This is a genomic window from Duganella sp. BJB1802 (genome assembly GCF_013369445.1).
Lineage (GTDB): Bacteria > Pseudomonadota > Gammaproteobacteria > Burkholderiales > Burkholderiaceae_D > Rugamonas > Rugamonas vulcania_A.
Map to the genome: position 1 here is coordinate 49647 of NZ_JABWEF010000005.1, position 16532 is coordinate 66178.

The 16532-nt window shown below is 65.4% G+C and carries 19 protein-coding genes; 13 read left to right on the plus strand and 6 right to left on the minus strand.

All coding sequences use genetic code 11. The annotated features are described in order from the left end of the window. Position 1: 1 nt before the first annotated feature. From HUX88_RS09750 to HUX88_RS09765, 4 genes are all read left to right on the plus strand, one after another. Positions 2-856 (plus strand): DMT family transporter, encoded by an 855-nt coding sequence (locus tag HUX88_RS09750; RefSeq protein ID WP_176361643.1) that lies wholly within the window; start codon positions 2-4, stop codon positions 854-856. A gap of 70 nt (positions 857-926) precedes the next feature. After that, positions 927-1244, plus strand: a complete 318-nt coding sequence (locus tag HUX88_RS09755; RefSeq protein WP_117015200.1) for a hypothetical protein — start codon at positions 927-929, stop codon at positions 1242-1244. 102 nt (positions 1245-1346) lie between these two features. Further along, positions 1347-2543 carry an alanine transaminase gene (gene alaC / locus HUX88_RS09760; RefSeq protein ID WP_117015199.1) on the plus strand — a complete coding sequence of 399 codons (1197 nt, stop codon included), beginning with the start codon at positions 1347-1349 and terminating at the stop codon, positions 2541-2543. Between the two features lie 84 nt (positions 2544-2627). Further along, positions 2628-3164 (plus strand): hypothetical protein, encoded by a 537-nt coding sequence (locus HUX88_RS09765; protein ID WP_117015198.1) that lies wholly within the window; start codon positions 2628-2630, stop codon positions 3162-3164. Here HUX88_RS09765 and HUX88_RS09770 read toward each other — a convergent pair. Further along, positions 3161-4174: a zinc-binding alcohol dehydrogenase family protein gene (locus HUX88_RS09770; protein ID WP_176361644.1), complete on the minus strand. Its 1014-nt coding sequence runs from the start codon at positions 4172-4174 to the stop codon at positions 3161-3163. The two genes, HUX88_RS09765 and HUX88_RS09770, sit on opposite strands and share 4 nt — an antisense overlap. A gap of 89 nt (positions 4175-4263) precedes the next feature. Between HUX88_RS09770 and HUX88_RS09775 the strand changes: the two genes are divergently transcribed. Together HUX88_RS09775 and HUX88_RS09780 are read left to right on the plus strand one after the other, a co-directional pair. Continuing rightward, positions 4264-5184 carry a LysR family transcriptional regulator gene (locus HUX88_RS09775; protein WP_176361645.1) on the plus strand — a complete coding sequence of 307 codons (921 nt, stop codon included), beginning with the start codon at positions 4264-4266 and terminating at the stop codon, positions 5182-5184. An 85-nt stretch (positions 5185-5269) separates the two neighbouring features. Beyond that, positions 5270-6343: an AI-2E family transporter gene (locus HUX88_RS09780; RefSeq protein ID WP_117015195.1), complete on the plus strand. Its 1074-nt coding sequence runs from the start codon at positions 5270-5272 to the stop codon at positions 6341-6343. Positions 6344-6415: 72 nt separating this feature from the next. On the opposite strand, the gene HUX88_RS09785 is transcribed toward HUX88_RS09780, so the two are convergent. Continuing rightward, positions 6416-6640 (minus strand): hypothetical protein, encoded by a 225-nt coding sequence (locus tag HUX88_RS09785; RefSeq protein WP_117015194.1) that lies wholly within the window; start codon positions 6638-6640, stop codon positions 6416-6418. Between the two features lie 139 nt (positions 6641-6779). On the opposite strand from HUX88_RS09785, the gene HUX88_RS09790 reads away from it, so the two are divergent. The 3 genes from HUX88_RS09790 to HUX88_RS09800 are packed head-to-tail and all read left to right on the plus strand — an operon-like array spanning position 6780 to position 9228. Continuing rightward, on the plus strand, positions 6780-7493 hold the full coding sequence (locus HUX88_RS09790) for a phosphatase PAP2 family protein (RefSeq protein WP_176361646.1): 714 nt from the start codon (positions 6780-6782) through the stop codon (positions 7491-7493). Positions 7494-7500: 7 nt separating this feature from the next. Beyond that, positions 7501-8400, plus strand: coding sequence for a diacylglycerol kinase family protein (locus tag HUX88_RS09795; protein WP_176361647.1), 900 nt, complete (start codon positions 7501-7503; stop codon positions 8398-8400). Between the two features lie 9 nt (positions 8401-8409). Further along, positions 8410-9228, plus strand: a complete 819-nt coding sequence (locus tag HUX88_RS09800; protein ID WP_176361648.1) for a metallophosphoesterase — start codon at positions 8410-8412, stop codon at positions 9226-9228. Positions 9229-9419: 191 nt separating this feature from the next. Here the strand turns inward: HUX88_RS09800 and cls are convergent, their stop codons facing one another. After that, positions 9420-10811, minus strand: a complete 1392-nt coding sequence (gene cls, locus HUX88_RS09805; protein WP_229219275.1) for a cardiolipin synthase — start codon at positions 10809-10811, stop codon at positions 9420-9422. Then, positions 10808-12898 (minus strand): site-specific recombinase, encoded by a 2091-nt coding sequence (locus tag HUX88_RS09810; protein WP_176361649.1) that lies wholly within the window; start codon positions 12896-12898, stop codon positions 10808-10810. Before HUX88_RS09810 ends, cls begins: the two co-directional genes overlap by 4 nt. 179 nt (positions 12899-13077) lie before the next feature. On the opposite strand from HUX88_RS09810, the gene HUX88_RS09815 reads away from it, so the two are divergent. From HUX88_RS09815 to HUX88_RS09830, 4 genes are all read left to right on the plus strand, one after another. Beyond that, on the plus strand, positions 13078-13350 hold the full coding sequence (locus HUX88_RS09815) for a type II toxin-antitoxin system Phd/YefM family antitoxin (protein WP_117009635.1): 273 nt from the start codon (positions 13078-13080) through the stop codon (positions 13348-13350). A 1-nt stretch (position 13351) separates the two neighbouring features. Continuing rightward, entirely contained in the window at positions 13352-13609 is a 258-nt protein-coding gene (locus HUX88_RS09820; RefSeq protein WP_117009636.1) for a Txe/YoeB family addiction module toxin, read from the plus strand. 92 nt (positions 13610-13701) lie between these two features. Further along, the gene (locus tag HUX88_RS09825; protein ID WP_176361650.1) at positions 13702-14781 is read left to right on the plus strand and encodes a porin; all 1080 of its coding nucleotides are present in this window, start codon (positions 13702-13704) and stop codon (positions 14779-14781) included. A 42-nt stretch (positions 14782-14823) separates the two neighbouring features. Next, positions 14824-15660 (plus strand): branched-chain amino acid aminotransferase, encoded by an 837-nt coding sequence (locus HUX88_RS09830; protein ID WP_176361651.1) that lies wholly within the window; start codon positions 14824-14826, stop codon positions 15658-15660. On the opposite strand, the gene HUX88_RS09835 is transcribed toward HUX88_RS09830, so the two are convergent. Both HUX88_RS09835 and HUX88_RS09840 read right to left on the minus strand, forming a co-directional pair. Continuing rightward, positions 15661-16191, minus strand: a complete 531-nt coding sequence (locus HUX88_RS09835; protein ID WP_176361652.1) for a DUF3617 domain-containing protein — start codon at positions 16189-16191, stop codon at positions 15661-15663. It lies immediately after the preceding gene. 109 nt (positions 16192-16300) lie between these two features. Continuing rightward, complete coding sequence (locus HUX88_RS09840) at positions 16301-16447, minus strand: lmo0937 family membrane protein (RefSeq protein ID WP_008446864.1); 147 nt, start codon at positions 16445-16447, stop codon at positions 16301-16303. Between the last annotated feature and the right edge of the window lie 85 nt (positions 16448-16532).

Genomic DNA, 16532 nt, shown 5'->3' on the forward strand with positions numbered 1-16532 from the left:
GATGACCGATACTAAACAACATGCGGGCGGCAGTGCGCTGCTGGCGGGGTTTGCGCTGCTGGCCAGCCAGCTGTCACTGAACTTCGGCGCGGCGATGGCCAAGCATCTGTTCCCGCTGGTCGGTGTCGAAGGCGTGACGGCCTACCGGGTCGGCATCGCGGCGGTGCTGATGCTGCTGATCTTCCGCCCGTGGCGCACGCCGCTGACGTGGGCGCAGGGTGTCAACGTGGCGATCTACGGCAGCGTGATCGGCCTGATGAACCTGCTGATCTACCGCTCCTTCGACCGCATCCCGCTGGGCATCGCGGTGGCGATCGAAGTGGCCGGGCCGTTGACGGTGGCGGTGCTGTCGTCGCGCCGGCCGCGCGATTTCGCCGCGGTCTGCCTGGCCGCGGTGGGCTTGTATTTCCTGCTGCCGATCCATGGCAAGGTCGACCAGCTCGATCCGGTCGGCGTGATGTACGCGGCTGGCGCGGCGGTGTGCTGGGCCTTGTACATCGTGTACGGCAAGCGGGTGTCGGTGATGCATGGCGGGCAGTCGGTGGCGTGGGCGATGCTGGCGGCGTCGCTGTTCATCGTGCCGATCGGCGGCTGGTACGGCGGCGCGGCGCTGCTGACGCCGGCGTACCTGCTGATCGGCCTGGCGATCGCGGTGATGTCCAGCGCTTTGCCGTACACGCTGGAGATGCTGTCGATGCGTACGCTGTCGTCGCGCACCTTCAGCATGTTCAGCAGCGCCGCGCCGGCGCTCAGCGCGCTGGCCGGCTTCGTGGTGCTGGGCGAACATCTGACGCCGACCCAATGGCTGGCCATCGCCAGCATCGTGCTGGCCTCGGCGCTGACCTCTTTGCGTTGAAGCTGAATACGCCCGCGTTGCATTTATGACTAGTTCGTGGCAGCATAGCCGCTTACTGGAGGAGACCCTTATGCAAATCGCCCGAGCACAACAACCGATCGCCGCCGCCACCGTCTCGCTGATCGCGTGGGTGCTGTGCGTGGCCGCCTTCCTGCCGCCGCTGAACAAGTACATACTCGGCTCGGTGCCGTTGATCATCCTGACCGGCCTCGGCATCGCGGTCAGTCTGGTCGTGCACCTGGTGTTCATCGGCATGTCCGCGCAGCGGCTGGGCCGTTCGCCGGTGCTGTGGGTGTTGGTCTGCCTGTTCCTGTTGCCGATCGCCTCCATCGTCGGCCTGATCCTGTTCGAGTGGTACAGCGACCAGGAAAAACAAGCCAGCGCGTAAAAAGGGTATTGCAAAAAGCCGAAGCCTTCGGCTAGTATGGATGCCGATGCAACATTGCATCGACGTCGCTCGGACGGTTCCGGGCGCTTACGTGAGACATCCATGACTGACACCCAAACTCCGCGCAGCTTTTCGCGCATCGATCGCCTGCCTCCCTACGTTTTCAATGTCACCGCCGAGCTCAAGCTCGCGGCGCGCCGTCGCGGCGAAGACATCATCGACATGTCGATGGGGAATCCCGATGGCGCCACGCCGGCCCACATCGTCGAAAAACTGGTCGACACCGTGCAGCGTCCCGACACGCACGGCTATTCGGCCTCCAAGGGCATACCGCGCCTGCGGCGCGCGATCACCAAGTGGTACAAGAACCGCTACGAGGTCGATTTCGATCCCGACTCGGAAGCCATCGTCACCATCGGCTCCAAGGAGGGCCTGGCGCACCTGATGCTCGCCACGCTGGACCAGGGAGACACGGTGCTGGTGCCCAATCCCAGCTACCCGATCCACATCTGGGGCGCGGTGATCGCCGGCGCGAACATCCGCTCGGTGCGGATGACGCCCGGCGTCGACTTCTTCGACGAGCTGGAGCGCGCGGTGCGCGAGAGCTATCCCAAGCCGAAGATGATGATCCTCGGCTTCCCGTCCAACCCGACCGCGCAGTGCGTGGAGCTGGAATTCTTCGAGCGCGTGGTGGCGCTGGCCAAGCAGCACAACATCCTGGTGGTGCACGACCTGGCCTACGCCGACATCACCTTCGACGGCTGGAAGGCGCCATCCATCATGCAAGTGCCCGGCGCGCGCGACGTGGCGGTGGAATTCTTCACCATGTCCAAGAGCTACAACATGGCGGGCTGGCGCATCGGCTTCATGGTCGGCAACAAGGAGCTGGTGGCGGCGCTGGCGCGCATCAAGAGCTACCACGACTACGGCAGCTTCACGCCGGTGCAGGTGGCGGCGATCGCCGCGCTGGAAGGCGACCAGAGCTGCGTGAGCGAGATCTGCGCGATGTACCAGAGCCGCCGCGACGTGCTGCACAAGGGCTTGTGCGAGGCCGGCTGGCCGGTCGACAAGCCGAAGGCGTCGATGTACATCTGGGCGCGCATCCCGGAGCAGTATCGCCACCTGGGCTCGCTGGAGTTCTCCAAGCTGCTGCTGGCCGAGGCCAAGGTGTGCGTGTCGCCCGGCATCGGCTTCGGCGACTACGGCGACGAGTATGTGCGCTTCGCGCTGATCGAAAATGAGGCGCGGATACGACAGGGACTCCGCGGCATCAAGGCCATGTTCCGCAAGGCCGAATAAATCTGCGTGGACTTTACGCCGCATCAAACGCGAGGTTTGATGCGGCAGCTACTGTGTTCCTGAATTCCTACAGGAGCATCCAACATGTCTTCCCCTCCCGTCAGCGACAGCACGCGTCGTTTGCTCGACGCCGTCAGGAAACTTGAACGCACCCTGCAATCGGTCGGCTTGCCACGCGTCCTGGCGCGGCTGCCGGTATGCTGGCTGTGCTGGCACTATTGCCGCACGCTGGACCAGAAGATCGTCCGCATCCAGCGCATCGCCGGCAAGTTCGAGCAGTGGCTGCCGGCCATCCGCGCCTACGCGGGCGAGGGCGCGGCGCAGCTGGAATTGATCGACGTCGACCTCAGCATGCGCAACGATATCGAAGTCACCAAGAACACCATGTGGGAGCTGCGCAGCCACTGCCTCGACATCGGCCGCATGTTCGACCAGCTGGGCTACCAGTCGCCGGGCCTGCGGCGGCGGCAGGCGCAGTTCCTGCAGATACTGGAGAGTTCGTGCGTGTCCGCCTGCACCATGCAGGATGCGCTGGCCGAGCACGACAACGCGGCGCTGGCCATGCTGCGCGCGCGCCAGGCGCTGGAGCGCGCCCGCACCGGTGAAGCGCCGGCCGTTTAAAAGCCTTCCAGCACGATCTTGCCCTTGGCGCGGTTGCTCTCGATGAGGGCATGCGCGCGCTTCAGGTTGGCCGCGTTGATCTTGCCGTAGCGTTCGGCCAGCGTGGTCTTGATGACGCCGGTATCGACCAGCGTGGCCACATCGTTCAGCAGCTGGTGCTGCTTCTGCATGTCCGCCGTGGCGAACATCGAACGGGTGAACATGAACTCCCAATGCAGCGAGACGCTCTTGCGCTTCAGCAGGCGCACGTCGATGGCGGCGGGGTCGTCGATCAGCGCGACCTTGCCTTGCGGCGCGACCAGCTCGGCGATGGCGTTCCAGTGCTGGTCGGTCTGGTTCAGGCTGGCGACGTAGTTCACCGGCGGCAGGCCGAGGCGGGCGATCTCCTCGTTCAGCGGCTTGGTGTGGTCGACGACGTGGTGGGCGCCCAGTTCCCGGACCCAGGCTGCCGTGTCGGGGCGCGAGGCGGTGCCGATCACGGTCAGGCCGGTCAGCTGGCGCGCCAGCTGCACCAGGATGGAACCGACCCCGCCGGCCGCGCCGATCACCAGCAGCGATTGGCCGGACGCGCCCTTGTCGCGGCTCACTTCCAGGCGTTCGAACAGCAGTTCCCATGCGGTGATGGCGGTCAGCGGCAGCGCGACGGCCTGGCCGAAGTCAAGCTTGCGCGGCTTGTGGCCGACGATGCGCTCGTCCACCAGGTGCAGTTCGCTGTTGGTGCCGGGGCGCATCAGCGCGCCGGCGTACCAGACCTCGTCGCCCGGCTGGAACAGCGTGACGTCCGGGCCGACGGCCTTGACCACGCCGGCCGCGTCCCAGCCGATGACCTTGCTGTCGCCTTCGGCCGGCGCCATGTTGGCGCGGATCTTGACGTCCACCGGATTGACCGAGATGGCCTTCACCTCGACCAGCAGGTCGTGGCCGGCCGCTTGCGGCGCCGGCAACTCGATGTCGATCAGGGCCTCGTCGTGGGTGATGGGGAGGGACTTGCGGTAGGCAACGGCTTTCATGGAATGCTCCGGTCGATTGAGGATGGGAGTATCATCATTTATTTCGCGGCCTTGAAAAAGAGGCTAAATAGCGAAACACTTTCAAAGGAATGAAGATAGTGCTGCGACTGGATGATTTGACGGTCTTTGTCCGCACGGCAGACCGGGGCAGCTTGTCGGCCGCCGCGCGCGAGCTGGAGATCTCGCCGGCCTTGGCCAGCGCCGCTGTCAAGCGGCTGGAGGGGGAGCTGGGGCTGCGGCTGTTCGCCCGCACCACGCGCTCGCTGCGGCTGACGGAGGAGGGCGAGCATTACCTGGGCAACGCGCGCGAGGCGCTGCGCCTGCTGAAGGAAGGCCACGACGCGCTGATCCAGGGCCAGGAAACGCTGGGCGGCACGCTGAAGATCTCGATGCCGTCCGACCTGGGCCGCAACATGCTGGTGGGCTGGCTGGACCTGTTCCAGGCGCACTATCCCAAGGTCAGCTTCCAGCTCAGCATCAGCGACCGCGTGTCGGACATGTACCGGCAACCGGTCGATCTCGCCATTCGCTACGGCCGGCAGGACGATTCCAGCCTGGTGGCGCTTCCGCTGGCGCCGGACAACCGCCGCGTGCTGGTGGCCTCGCCGGACTACATCCGCCAGCACGGCAGGCTCAAGGACCTGAACGAGCTGCTACGCCACAACTGCCTGCGCTTCATGGTGGACGAAGTGGTGCACGACCGCTGGACCTTCCAGCGCGACGCCGCAGCCGAGCCGCTGGCCCTGCACGTCAGCGGCAACCGCAGCGCCGACGACGCCGACGTGGTGCGGCGCTGGGCGGTGGCTGGCCTGGGCATCGCCTACAAGTCGCGGCTGGACCTGGCGGACGATATCCGCAGCGGGCGCCTGCAGATCCTGATGCCGGAGATACTGGGTGAACCGGCGCCGCTCAACATGCTGTGCATGCATCGCGCGCAGATCACGCCGACGGTGCTGCAGCTGCGGGATTTCTTGCGCACTTGCTGCGAGCATGCGTCGAAACATGCTTAGAAAATAATTAAAACTTTGCGCCAGCGTGTGCGGCCGAGCCAAATGCGCTTACCATAGCCCCCAATATTTACCAGGAGATACTCCGATGACCGAAACCCAGCGCGATATCCTCAGTGCCGGCTTTTCCCTGACCTTGATCGCACTGGCGGCATTCATCATGCATCGCTTCTTCCTGCCGCTGGTGTGGGCCGGCATCCTGTGCGTGGCGACATGGCCGCTGTATAAGCGCATCCGCGCGCGCTTCGGCCGCCGCGACGTGCTGGCCGCCGCCGCGCTGACCCTGATTTGCGCCGCCGTGTTCATCATCCCCGTGTCGCTGGGCGTGGCGCAGGCCGCCAAGCAGGCGCCGGAACTGGCCAACTACGTGGTCAGCGCCAACACCGACGGCATCCCGGTGCCGGCCTTCGTCCAGCACCTGCCCATGGTGGGCGAGTGGATCAGCGACTGGTGGCAGGCCACGCTGAGCCAGCCGCACGGGCTGTCGCATTTGCTGTCCGAGCGCGAAATCAACGGCCTGCATTCGGCCAGCGACATGATCAAGATGGCCGGCGTGGGCTTCATGCATCGCCTGGTCGATTTCGGCCTGGCCTTCTTGTGCCTGTTCTTCTTCTACAAGGACGGCGAGGCGCTGAATCGCCAGATCACCGCCATCGGCAGTCATTGCTTCAGCGAGCAGCGCTGGGCGCGCTACGCTGAAAAAATCCCGACGGCGATCCGCGCCACCGTCAACGGCCTGGTGCTGGTGGGCCTGGCGGAAGGCGTGTTGATCGGCATCGGCTACGCGATCGCAGGCCTGCCGTCCCCCGCTCTGTGGGCGGCGGTGACGGGCATCCTGGCGATCATTCCATTCGGTGCGCCGGTGGCTTTTGTCAGCGCGGCGGCGGTGCTGGTGTTCAACGGCGCGGTGCCGGCCGCCATCGCGGTGGCGGTGTGGGGCACGATCGTGCTGTTCGTGGCGGACCACTTCGTACGGCCGGGCATGATCGGCAACGCCACGCGGCTGCCGTTCCTGGCCGTACTGTTCGGTATCCTGGGCGGGGTCGAGACCCTGGGCCTGGTCGGACTGTTTATCGGTCCTGTTGTGATGGTGCTGTTTGTGACGCTGTGGTACGAGGCGAATCTGTTTGATGACGGTACGCCAGTTGCCAAACCCAGGTGAGGAGCGCGAGCGAGGCAGCGGCGTCGGCCGGCCTGTCTTGCGACTGGATCGGGCAACTGGCACCGGCAACCATTAGTGAGCCTTCGACAGGATCAACAGCCAGCGGCGGAACATCAATACTTCCAGATGGCCTGCCTGCACGCCGGTGTCGCATTCCATGATCGGGTTCACCGCGTAGTAGCGCTTGCGGAAGTCACGGCACACCAGCAGTTCGCGTTTGCCCATGCGCACCAGGAACGAGGTCGGCATGTATTCGAGACCGAAGCGGGAGCTAAAGCTGCTATGCAGTGTAGTCATGACGTTTCCTTTTGGAGGAGTAGTGTTTAACGAGGAGTTCAGAATAGCATAACTACTGTATGAATAAACAGGTACTGTGCAAATAAACAGTAAATTCGTTTTTTCGTGATTTTTCCAACAACTTGAACGGCTAGGAGCCTTGGAGCACCAAATTTTCAGCAAATTCATCCGTTTCATTGAAGCAAGACTGTCGCCGGGAGGCGAATTCGGCCTGCATCTGACCGCCGGGCTGGTCCTGCTGCTGGTGTCCGTGGCGATTTTCGGCGAACTGGCCGAGGATGTGATGGGCAAGGAGGCAATCACCGTGCTGGACGCGCAGGTGGCGCACTGGTTCCATGCGCGCGCCTTCGAGCCGCTGACCAGCTTCATGCTGGGCGTGTCGCTGGTGCATACCGGCGTCGGCATGGTGGTGCTGGTGGCGGCGCTGGGCTGGTATTTCTGGCGCGTGCGGGCGCGCTACTGGCTGCTGGCGCTGCTGGTGGCCGTGCCCACCGGCGCGATATTGAATGTGGCGTTGAAATATCACTTCCAGCGCGTGCGGCCGGTGTTCGATGAGCCGCTGGTGAGCCTGGCGACGTACAGCTTCCCCAGCGGTCATGCGTCGGTGGCGACCTTGTTCTACGGCCTGCTGGCGAGCTATGTGATGATCGCCCGGCCGCATTGGCATGTGCGCTTGGGCGCGGCGGCGGCCTGTGCCATGATGATATTGTTGGTGGCCTTGAGCCGCGTCTATCTGGGCGCGCATTACCTGAGCGACGTGCTGGCGGCGATGGCCGAGAGCGTGGCGTGGCTGGCGGTCTGCATCACGGCGATCTCGACGCTGCGCCGCCGGCGCGAAGCCAAAACCTTATAAACCGTTTATGGAGAATCCACTGAACAGCATCGTCGTCATCGTCAACGCCAGCGCGGGGCAGGGCTACTGCGGCGGCTGGACCGCCGCGCTGATGGAGAAATTCCGCCGCCACGGCGTCGAGCCCGACATCACGCTGGCCAAGAGCGGCGCGGAGATGATCGCGCGCGCCGAGCGGGCCGTGGCCGAGGGCGCGCCGGTGGTGGTGGCGGGCGGCGGCGACGGCACCATCAACGCGGTGGCCTCGGCGCTGGTCGGCACGGCGACCCGGCTCGGCGTGCTGCCGCTGGGCACGCTGAACCACTTCGCCAAGGATATGAAGATCCCGCTGGAACTGGACGCGGCCGTGGCCAACGTGGTGGAGGGCAGGGCGTGCGCGGTGGACGTGGGCGAGGTCAATGGCCGCATCTTCCTCAACAACTCGGGCCTGGGCATCTATCCCGACATCGTGCGCGACCGCGAGCAGCAGCAGCGTCATCTGGGCCGCAGCAAGTGGCCGGCGTTCGGGCGCGCGCTGTTCGCGGCGCTGCGGCGCTTTCCGTTCATGAGCGTGCGGCTGAAGATCAACGGCGAGGAGCATCTGCGCCGCACGCCCTTCGTCTTCATCGGCAACAACGAATACCTGCAGGGCCGGACGCTGGGCGCGCGCGCCGGGCTCGATAGCGGCAAGCTGTGTTTGTATGTGGCGCAGAAGCCGTCGCGGTTGGGGCTGCTGCGCTATGGCCTGCATGCCATGCTGGGCAAGCTGGGACAGGAGCGCGATTTCGACGTGCTGTCGGCGTCGGAGCTGATCATCGAGACGCGGCATCATCACATGCGTGTCGCCACCGACGGCGAAGTCTCGCTGATGAAGCCGCCGCTGTGCTACCGCTCGCGGGCGGGGGCGTTGAGCGTCATCGTTCCGGACTAGGAGGGCAGCATGCGTACCATCGTCCATTTATCCGACCTGCATTTCGGCCGCGTCGACCACGATTTACTGAGGCCGCTGCAAGCGGTGACCGCCAGCCTGGCGCCGGACGTGGTGGTGGTGTCCGGCGACCTGACGCAGCGCGCCCGCACCGAGGAGTTCCAGGCGGCGCGGGCCTTCCTGGACACCCTGCCGGGGCCGCAGATCGTGGTGCCGGGCAACCACGACATCCCGCTGTACAACGTCGCCAGCCGCTTCCTGGCGCCGCTGCGCAAGTACACGCGCTACGTCACGCTGGATTTGACGCCGGAATATGTGGACGACGAGATCGCCGTGTTGGGCATCAACACCGCGCGCTCGCTGACCTTCAAGGACGGGCGTATCAACCGCGAGCAGATCGACCAGATACATCGCCGCATGAGCGCGGTGGATCCGCACCTGACGCGCATCGTTGTCACCCATCATCCGTTCGACATGCCGGACACGCTCGACGAGGGCGACCTGGTCAACCGCGCGCCGCTGGCGATGCGGGCGTTCGCCGAATGCGGGGTGGACTTGCTGCTGGCGGGGCATCTGCACGTGAGCCACGCGCACAACACCGCGCAGCGCTACGAGATCAGCGGCTACGCGGCCTTGATGGTGCAGGCGGGAACGGCCACGTCGACGCGCGGGCGGGGCGAATCGAATTCCTTCAACGTCATCCGCGTCGAGCACGACAAGGTGGAGGTGCAGCGTTACAGCTGGGTGGACGGCACCGGCAGCTTCGAAGTCTCGCACACCGAGCGCTTCCAGCGCAGCGGCGGCGCCTGGTCGCTGACCGCCGAGGCCTGAAACCGGAGTGGGGTCAAGTCTGACATTCGGACACGAGCTCAACCGTAGGTGCCGTCTACGGTTGAGCTCGTGTCCGAATGTCAGACTTGACCCCCATGCTGTCTACGGTTGAGCTCGTGTCCGAATGTCAGACTTGACCCCCATGCTACAGCCGGGCTCGTGTCCGAATGTCAGACTTGACCCCACTTGATTTAAAGCCAGTAGTTCATGAAGCGGGCGGCGAATTCGCGCAGGCGGTCGGCCCACGGACGGTGGCGCCACGCCTCCAGCGTGATCCGCGCCGAGTCGCGCAGGTCTTCCTGGAAGGCTTGCTCCATCTCGCCACCAAAGGCTTCGCCCATGATTACGACGTTGAGCTCGCTGTTGTGCAGGAAGCTGCGGGTGTCGATGTTGGTCGAGCCCACCGTCGACCAGTTGCCGTCGATGACGGCGGTCTTGGCGTGCAACACCGCCAGCTTCAGCTGGTGGATCTGCACGCCGCTCTCCAGCAAGTCGTCGTAGAAGGCGTGGCCGGCGTAGAACACCAGCCCGCTGTCGGACACGCCCGGCAGCACGATCTTGACGTCCACCCCGCGCCGCGCCGCGGCCATCAGCGCGTCCACCGTCTGCCGGTCCGGCACGAAGTAGGCCGAGGTGATGTGGATGCTGCGCTTGGCTTCCTGGATCGCCAGGTTGTAGGCCTTGTAGATCTCGAACTTGCCGCCGGGGTCGCTGCCCAGCACGCGCACCACCTTGTCACCGGCCACCACCGGCTTGGGGAAGTAGTCGGCGTCCGCCAGGTCGCTCTTGTCCTGCGCCACCCAGTGCCGCACGAACAGCCACTGGAAGGCCTGCACCGCCGGCCCTTCGACCTTGACGTGGGTGTCGCGCCAGCCCACCTGCGATTTGTCGGTCGGCCTGGCGGACGAACGGAACAGCGAGCTGCGCGCGTACGTGGCGCTGATGTTGATGCCGCCGGTGAAGGCCACCTTGCCGTCGACGATCAGCACCTTGCGGTGGTCGCGGTTGTTGAGCTTCCAGCTTTCGCCGCTCAGCTTGGCCGGGTTGACCGGGTTGAACTCGACCAGGTGGATGCCGGCCTGGCGCATCCGCTCGAAGAACCCGGCCGGCACGCCCAGCGTGCCGACGCTGTCGTACAGGATGTTGACCGTCACCCCTTGCTGTTGCTTGGCGATCAGCGCGTCGGCGAACTTCAGGCCCAGCTCGTCCTGGTCGAAGATGTAGGTTTCCAGGTTGATGTTGTCGCGCGCGGCGTTGATGGCCTTGAGCATTTCCGTCATGGTCTGCGGGCCGTCGAACAGCAAGGTGCACTTGTTGCCGGCGATGAGGGGCACGCCGGTGGCCGCTTCCTCCAGCGCGGCCTGGGCCTGCATGTCCAGCGAGCCCTTGGGCCAGCGCTTGGCCAGCAGCGCCTTGCCGCGCTCCGGGCTCAGGCTGCCGTTGACGCCCTGCACGCTGGGCACGGCGGCCGGCTCCAGCTTGTCGCTCATCGCCGTCACGTTGGGCAGCGACGCGCACGCGCCCAGCAGGCCCCAGCACATCAGGCAGAGGGGCAGCCAGCAACGCATGCGCGCGAGGTTCATTTGTGGGCCTTCTCAGTGGCGACCGCTGTGTCGGACAACTCTGCCTCCTCGGCCTCGGAGCCGAAGAAGAACGATACCGGCCCCCGGCGGAACCGGCGGCCCAGCGCCTTGAGCAACTGCCAGCCCTGCTTGAAGCGCACCTGGCGCGAGCGCAGCGCCACCCACAGCGCCAGCCCGAAACTGACCAGCAGGTTGACCGTGCCGATGGCCAGGAAACCGGCCACCGAGGTCAGCACCAGTTCCCAGCTGACATGGTAATCCAGTCCGACCATGGCCGTCGCGAAGTTGGCCGATGAGAACGTCACATGGCGGATGTCCAGCGGCAGGCCCAGCAAAAAGCCCAGCAGCGGCATCACGCCCAGCAGGATGCCGAAGAAGAAATTGCCCATCAGGCCGCCGAGATTGTTCTCCATGTAGACGCCCAGGCGCGCCAGGCGTTCCGGCCCCAGCAGCCAGCGCAGCCCGCGCAGCTGCGCGATGCGCTGCGACCAGCGCGTGTACAGCGCCTTGTTGTCGTAGTAGCCGGAGATCAGGCCCGCCACGAACAGGCACACGCCGGCGATGGCGGCGTAGATCAGCGTCGGCCCGTGGATCGGGTCGATGTCGCGCAGCAGGCGCATGGCTTTTTCCGGCGACACCAGGTGGTGGCCGGTCAGCCACGGCCAGGCCAGCGCGATCAGCCAGGCGGTGGGGATGGCGGTGGCCAGGTTGCCCAGCACCGCCATGTTCTGCGTGCGGATCACCTTGACGCACAGCTCGGCCATGCTGTCGATGTCGATGTTGCGCCCGTCCTTGCTGTGCAGGCCGGCCGCGATGCGCGAGGCCGTCATCGCCGGCTGCTTGGTGGCCACCGTGAAGTGCAGCAAGTGGATGAACATGAAGCCCAGCGAGTAGTTCATGCTGAACAGGAAGGCCTCGACCAGCGGCGCGGCGCGCAGGTAGGACATCAATATCTTGAACAGCGCCATGAAGCCGATCACCAGGCCGGCGCCGGCCGACGACACGAACATGCCGGTCAGCTCCTTGCGCTGGCTGGCCACGTAGTGCTCGCCGGTGTGGCTGGCGTTCTCGGTGACGTTGCGCGCCAGCAGGTCGATATTGTCGCGCATCAGGTCGCGCAGCATGTACTTGTGGTTGTGCGCCTTGATCAGCTCCAGGCCCAGGCCGACGGCGGCGCTGCGGCGCGGGCTGGGCGGGCCTTCCTGCTGGTGCGGCGCGTGCGTGGCGGCCAGCAGGTTGAGCTCGGCCGCGGCGGCGGCCGGCAGCTCGCCGCTGACGTCCACCAGGAACAGCAGCTTGCGCAGGCGGTCTATGCTTTGCGTCAGCGTCACCAGCAGGTAGGTCAGGGCGATGCTGGTGCCCTGGCTCAGCGCCTTCTTGCGGATCTTGGCCACCACGCCGTCGCACTGGTCCAGCATCACCAGCAGGTGGCGCGCGTCCTCCAGCGCCACCTCGTCGCCGGCCAGCCGGCGCTGGTAGTTGTCCAGATAGGCGTTGACCTCGAAGTTCTGCACCATGAACGGCGACTCGTAGGTCTCCATCTCGGTGTGGAAATTGGTCAGCTTGGGTTCCAGACCGATCGCGCACACGCGGTAGGACAGCGTGCGGATCGCCTCCAGCAGGCCGGGCAGCATCAATTGCGGCGGCTGTTCCTCCTCGTCGTGCAGGCTGATCACGTCGATCAGGGCCAGCCAGTCGGCGGCCGGCACGGCGGCGATCCACAGGTGGTCAGTGCGCTTGTACACCACCTGGTCGAGCGCGTCGCTCAGGTACTCGTCGCCCAACGCGGGCGGCAGGATGCGGTAGGCGATGCGGCGCTTGAATTCGGTGAAGAAGCCGTCGTTCGACAGCACGCCGATCTCGGTGTACAGGCTGGCGTGGCGGCGGCTGGACAGCAGCGTGCGCGCGTAGCGGCCCAGCGCCTGCGCGTGGGCCGGGTTGCCCTTCAACAGCTGGCACAGGGTGCGGACGTTGGCGGTGGCGCGCGCGCCGTCGGTGGCGCGCTGCGGACGCAGGGTGTCGAACAACTCGACCATCAGGCCGATGTCGTTGCTGTCTGCGGCGATGCGTTCAAGGATTTCTAGCATGCGTGGGGCGGACGAACCGCGTAGGGACAAAGTCGCAGTATAGTCGTATAAGTCTGGCAAGTATGTACGTTGGCGAACGTTGGCTGTCCTATGGGCAACTGATGACAGAAATAAATAAACCGTCCGGATGGCTAAACATGTACAATTTACCGTACAAGTTTTGAAATGGGGAGCATCCTATGAGAATCGTCAATTTTTCCGATGCGCGCAACAGCCTTCGGACTGTGATCGACCAGGTGGTTGAAGATGCGGATGTCACCGTCATCTCCCGCCGCGACGCGCCGGATGCGGTCATCATGTCCTTCGACTACTACAGCGGGCTGATGGAGACCGTGCATTTGTTGAGCTCACCCGCCAACGCGGCACACCTGGCAAAATCGATCGCGCAGGCGCGCGCGGGGCAGGTGCGGCAGCGGGAATTAATCGATATTCCGGATGCCGAGGCGACGTAGCATGCGCAACGTGAAGTTCACCGATGAGGCTTGGAACGACTACCTCTATTGGCAGACGCAAGACAGGAAGACACTCAAGCGCATCAATGACCTGATCAAGGACGCGCAGAGAGATCCCTTCACCGGCATCGGGAAGCCAGAGGCGTTGAAACATCATCTCTCCGGCTTGTGGTCCCGGCGGATCGACGAGATAAATCGCCTGGTCTACGAAGCCACGGAAGAGGACCTGGTGCTCATCTCCTGCCGATATCACTACTGAGGCGAATATGCCGCCTACGTGGTCCCGCGCACAGAGGGGCCGCGGCCGCTGTCCTACCATGAGCCTCACGGCATACGTTTTCCAGGCTCATCATGAAATCGATAGGCATCATGCTGGCAGGAGTCGTGCCGATGGTCGCGGCGGCGCAGGCGCCGTCGTCGGTGCAGGTCTACGGCCTGCTCGACGCCGGCGTGGTGGCCGAGCGCGGCTGCATCGGCCCCTGCGCGCGCACCCGGCTCGACAGCGGCGTGTCGGCCGGCTCGCGGCTCGGCGTGCGCGGACGCGAGGAGCTCGGCGGCGGCACGTCGGCCATCTACACGCTGGAGGCGGGCATCCTCAACGACACCGGCGCGTCCGACCAGGACGGCAAGCTGTTCGGCCGCCAGGCCTACGTCGGGCTGGACGGACCGCTGGGCGCGGTCACCCTGGGCCGGCAGTACAACCTGCTGTACGAGACGCTGACCGACGTGGCCGATCCCTTCCACGGCGGCATGGCCGGCAGCGCGGCCAACCTGGTCGGCTACACCACGCGCCGCTACGACAACACCATCAAATACCAGTCGCCGCGCAGCAAGAGCGGCTGGAACGGCGCGGCGATCTACAGCGTCGGCGAGTCGCCCTACAACAGCAAGGCCAACCGCGCCTACGGCGCCACCATCGGCTATGAGGGCGGCGCCGTCAACCTGCGCGTCACCCACCAGCGCAAGGACAATCCTCTCGACGCCAGCGGCGCCGCGTCGGCGGTCGACCAGTCGGCCAGCAACACGCTGGTGGCGGCCAATGTGGACTTCGGCCGCTTCGTCGGTTACGCCGCGTACGGCCACAGCCGGGGCGCCGGCAGCTCGCCGTGGGACATGTCCAACCCCTACGGCGCGGTCGCGCAGAGCACGCCGTCCGACAACAGCCGCGACGTGCTGGTCGGCGTGGCGGTGCCGATGGGCGCCACCACCTTGCTGGCCTCCTACATCCACAAGGACGACCGCAGCGGCGCCCACCGCGACGCCAACCAGTTCGCGGTCGGCGTCAGCTACGCGCTGTCGCGGCGCACCGAGTTGTATGGCGCCTTCGCCCGCATCCAGAACCGCAACGGCGCCGGCTACACGGTCGGCAACGCCACCGGCGCCGGCCATGGCGACCGGGCCATCAACATCGGCCTGCGCCACGCTTTCTGATCCGTGCTAAATTGCTTGTTTTAGCACTCATCAGGAACAAGCATGTATCTGACTTACTTCAACGGCGGCTGGTCCGAAGGCAACACTCCCTTGTTTGGCGCGATGGACCACAGCGTGTGGCTGGGATCGTCCGTGTTCGACGGCGCGCGCTCGATCCGCGGCCACATGCCGGACCTGCGCCTGCACCTGCAGCGCGTGATCACCTCGTCCGAGCGGCTCGGCCTGGTGTGCCCGCTGTCGGTCGACGAGATGGAACAGCTGGTGCGCGAGGGCGTGGCCAAGTTCCCCGCCGATGCCGAGCTGTACGTGCGTCCGCTGGTGTTCGGCACCGACGGCCTGCTGGTGCCGGTGCCGGAGAAGAGCGCCTTCGCGCTGACCTTGTTCGACGCGCCGATGCCGCCGTTCACCGGTTTCTCGGCCTGCCTGACGGCGTTGCGCCGCCCCGACCCGTCGATGGCGCCGACCGATGCCAAGGCCTCCGCGCTGTACGCCAACACCAGCAAGGCGATCCGCGAGGCGCAGCAGCGCGGCTTCGACAACGCGGTGGTGTGCGACAACGCCGGCAACGTGGCCGAGTTCGCATCGGCCAACCTGTTCCTGGTCACGCCCGAAGGCAAGGTGGTGACGCCGGTGGCCAACGGCACCTTCTTGTCCGGCATCACCCGCGCGCGGGTGATCGCCTTGCTGGCCAAGGAGGGCATCGTGGTCGAGGAGCGTTCGGTGCGCCCGGAGGAGCTGGAGACGGCGGTCGAGATCTTCAACACCGGCAACTACGGCAAGGTCACGCCATGCATCCGCTACGAGGCGCGCACCTTGCCGGTCGGTCCTATCGCCACGCTGGCCTTCCAGCGCTACATGGCGTTCTCCGACACCGAGTGATCAGTTGGGCTTGACCGGGCAGCTGGCGCCGAGCCAGCGCCCGGTCGATTCCACCTGCACGTTCCGCGGCGTGCCGCCGGCCTCGCTGGCGACGTGCATGTCCATCACATACGCGCTGTCGCCGTTGAAGCGCAGCGTGCCCTGGCCGCTGGAGGCCGGGTCGGTGCAGGTGAACGAGATGTTCATGCCGCCGGCCACCGGCTCGCTCTTCGAGCTGCATTTTCCTTTTTGATTCATCGGCAGTTCCTTCCTGGCCGCCATCTCGGGCGTGACGCAGGCGGTCAGCACCACGGCGCCGTCCTCGCCGGCCTTGGGCATGGAGACGCCGTTCTGCCTCATCATTTCCTCCATCTGCGCGCGCTGCTCGGGCGGCATGTTGGCCAGCTGCTTGAGCGCCATGCCCATCGCCTGGTCGGCCTGGGGGTTGCCGGTCTTGACCTTGTTGTGCAGCTCCCACAGGCCGGGCTTGATGGTCTGGGCCGGCGCCTGCGCGGCGGCCAGCACGGCCAGGGAAAATATCAGTCGCTTCATGTTGGCTCCCGAAGATAAGGTGGGCACAGCATACGCCAAAACGCCGCCGCCCAAATAAAAACGGCGCGCCACCGTTTAGTGGAGCGCCGCATGCGGGGGGCGGTGCGGGCTAGACGCCGCGTCCGCTGATCAGGCGCAGCAGCACCATGATGATGGCGACCACCAGCAGGATGTGGATGAAGCCGCCGATGGTGTAGGAAGTGACCAGGCCCAGCAGCCACAGGATAAGCAGAACGACAGCGATAGTGTAGAGCATGTGATTCTCCTCGGGTTGTTAAAAGGTCGTTTCGTTTTGGTATGCAGCCATTGTGTGCCAACTGTTTCCTGCCTTCTGTACGCTG

Bases quoted from the DNA above. Each gene is read 5' to 3' on its own strand.
- alaC (WP_117015199.1), top strand. From the start codon at position 1,347: ATGACTGACACCCAAACTCCGCGCAGCTTTTCGCGCATCGATCGCCTG.
- HUX88_RS09815 (WP_117009635.1), top strand. From the start codon at position 13,078: ATGAGAATCGTCAATTTTTCCGATGCGCGCAACAGCCTTCGGACTGTG.
- HUX88_RS09775 (WP_176361645.1), top strand. From the start codon at position 4,264: ATGAAGATAGTGCTGCGACTGGATGATTTGACGGTCTTTGTCCGCACG.
- HUX88_RS09825 (WP_176361650.1), top strand. From the start codon at position 13,702: ATGAAATCGATAGGCATCATGCTGGCAGGAGTCGTGCCGATGGTCGCG.
- HUX88_RS09750 (WP_176361643.1), top strand. From the start codon at position 2: ATGACCGATACTAAACAACATGCGGGCGGCAGTGCGCTGCTGGCGGGG.
- HUX88_RS09765 (WP_117015198.1), top strand. From the start codon at position 2,628: ATGTCTTCCCCTCCCGTCAGCGACAGCACGCGTCGTTTGCTCGACGCC.
- HUX88_RS09795 (WP_176361647.1), top strand. From the start codon at position 7,501: ATGGAGAATCCACTGAACAGCATCGTCGTCATCGTCAACGCCAGCGCG.
- HUX88_RS09770 (WP_176361644.1), bottom strand. From the start codon at position 4,174: ATGAAAGCCGTTGCCTACCGCAAGTCCCTCCCCATCACCCACGACGAG.
- HUX88_RS09810 (WP_176361649.1), bottom strand. From the start codon at position 12,898: ATGCTAGAAATCCTTGAACGCATCGCCGCAGACAGCAACGACATCGGC.
- HUX88_RS09835 (WP_176361652.1), bottom strand. From the start codon at position 16,191: ATGAAGCGACTGATATTTTCCCTGGCCGTGCTGGCCGCCGCGCAGGCG.
- HUX88_RS09785 (WP_117015194.1), bottom strand. From the start codon at position 6,640: ATGACTACACTGCATAGCAGCTTTAGCTCCCGCTTCGGTCTCGAATAC.
- HUX88_RS09755 (WP_117015200.1), top strand. From the start codon at position 927: ATGCAAATCGCCCGAGCACAACAACCGATCGCCGCCGCCACCGTCTCG.
- HUX88_RS09800 (WP_176361648.1), top strand. From the start codon at position 8,410: ATGCGTACCATCGTCCATTTATCCGACCTGCATTTCGGCCGCGTCGAC.
- HUX88_RS09840 (WP_008446864.1), bottom strand. From the start codon at position 16,447: ATGCTCTACACTATCGCTGTCGTTCTGCTTATCCTGTGGCTGCTGGGC.
- HUX88_RS09830 (WP_176361651.1), top strand. From the start codon at position 14,824: ATGTATCTGACTTACTTCAACGGCGGCTGGTCCGAAGGCAACACTCCC.
- HUX88_RS09820 (WP_117009636.1), top strand. From the start codon at position 13,352: ATGCGCAACGTGAAGTTCACCGATGAGGCTTGGAACGACTACCTCTAT.
- cls (WP_229219275.1), bottom strand. From the start codon at position 10,811: ATGAACCTCGCGCGCATGCGTTGCTGGCTGCCCCTCTGCCTGATGTGC.
- HUX88_RS09780 (WP_117015195.1), top strand. From the start codon at position 5,270: ATGACCGAAACCCAGCGCGATATCCTCAGTGCCGGCTTTTCCCTGACC.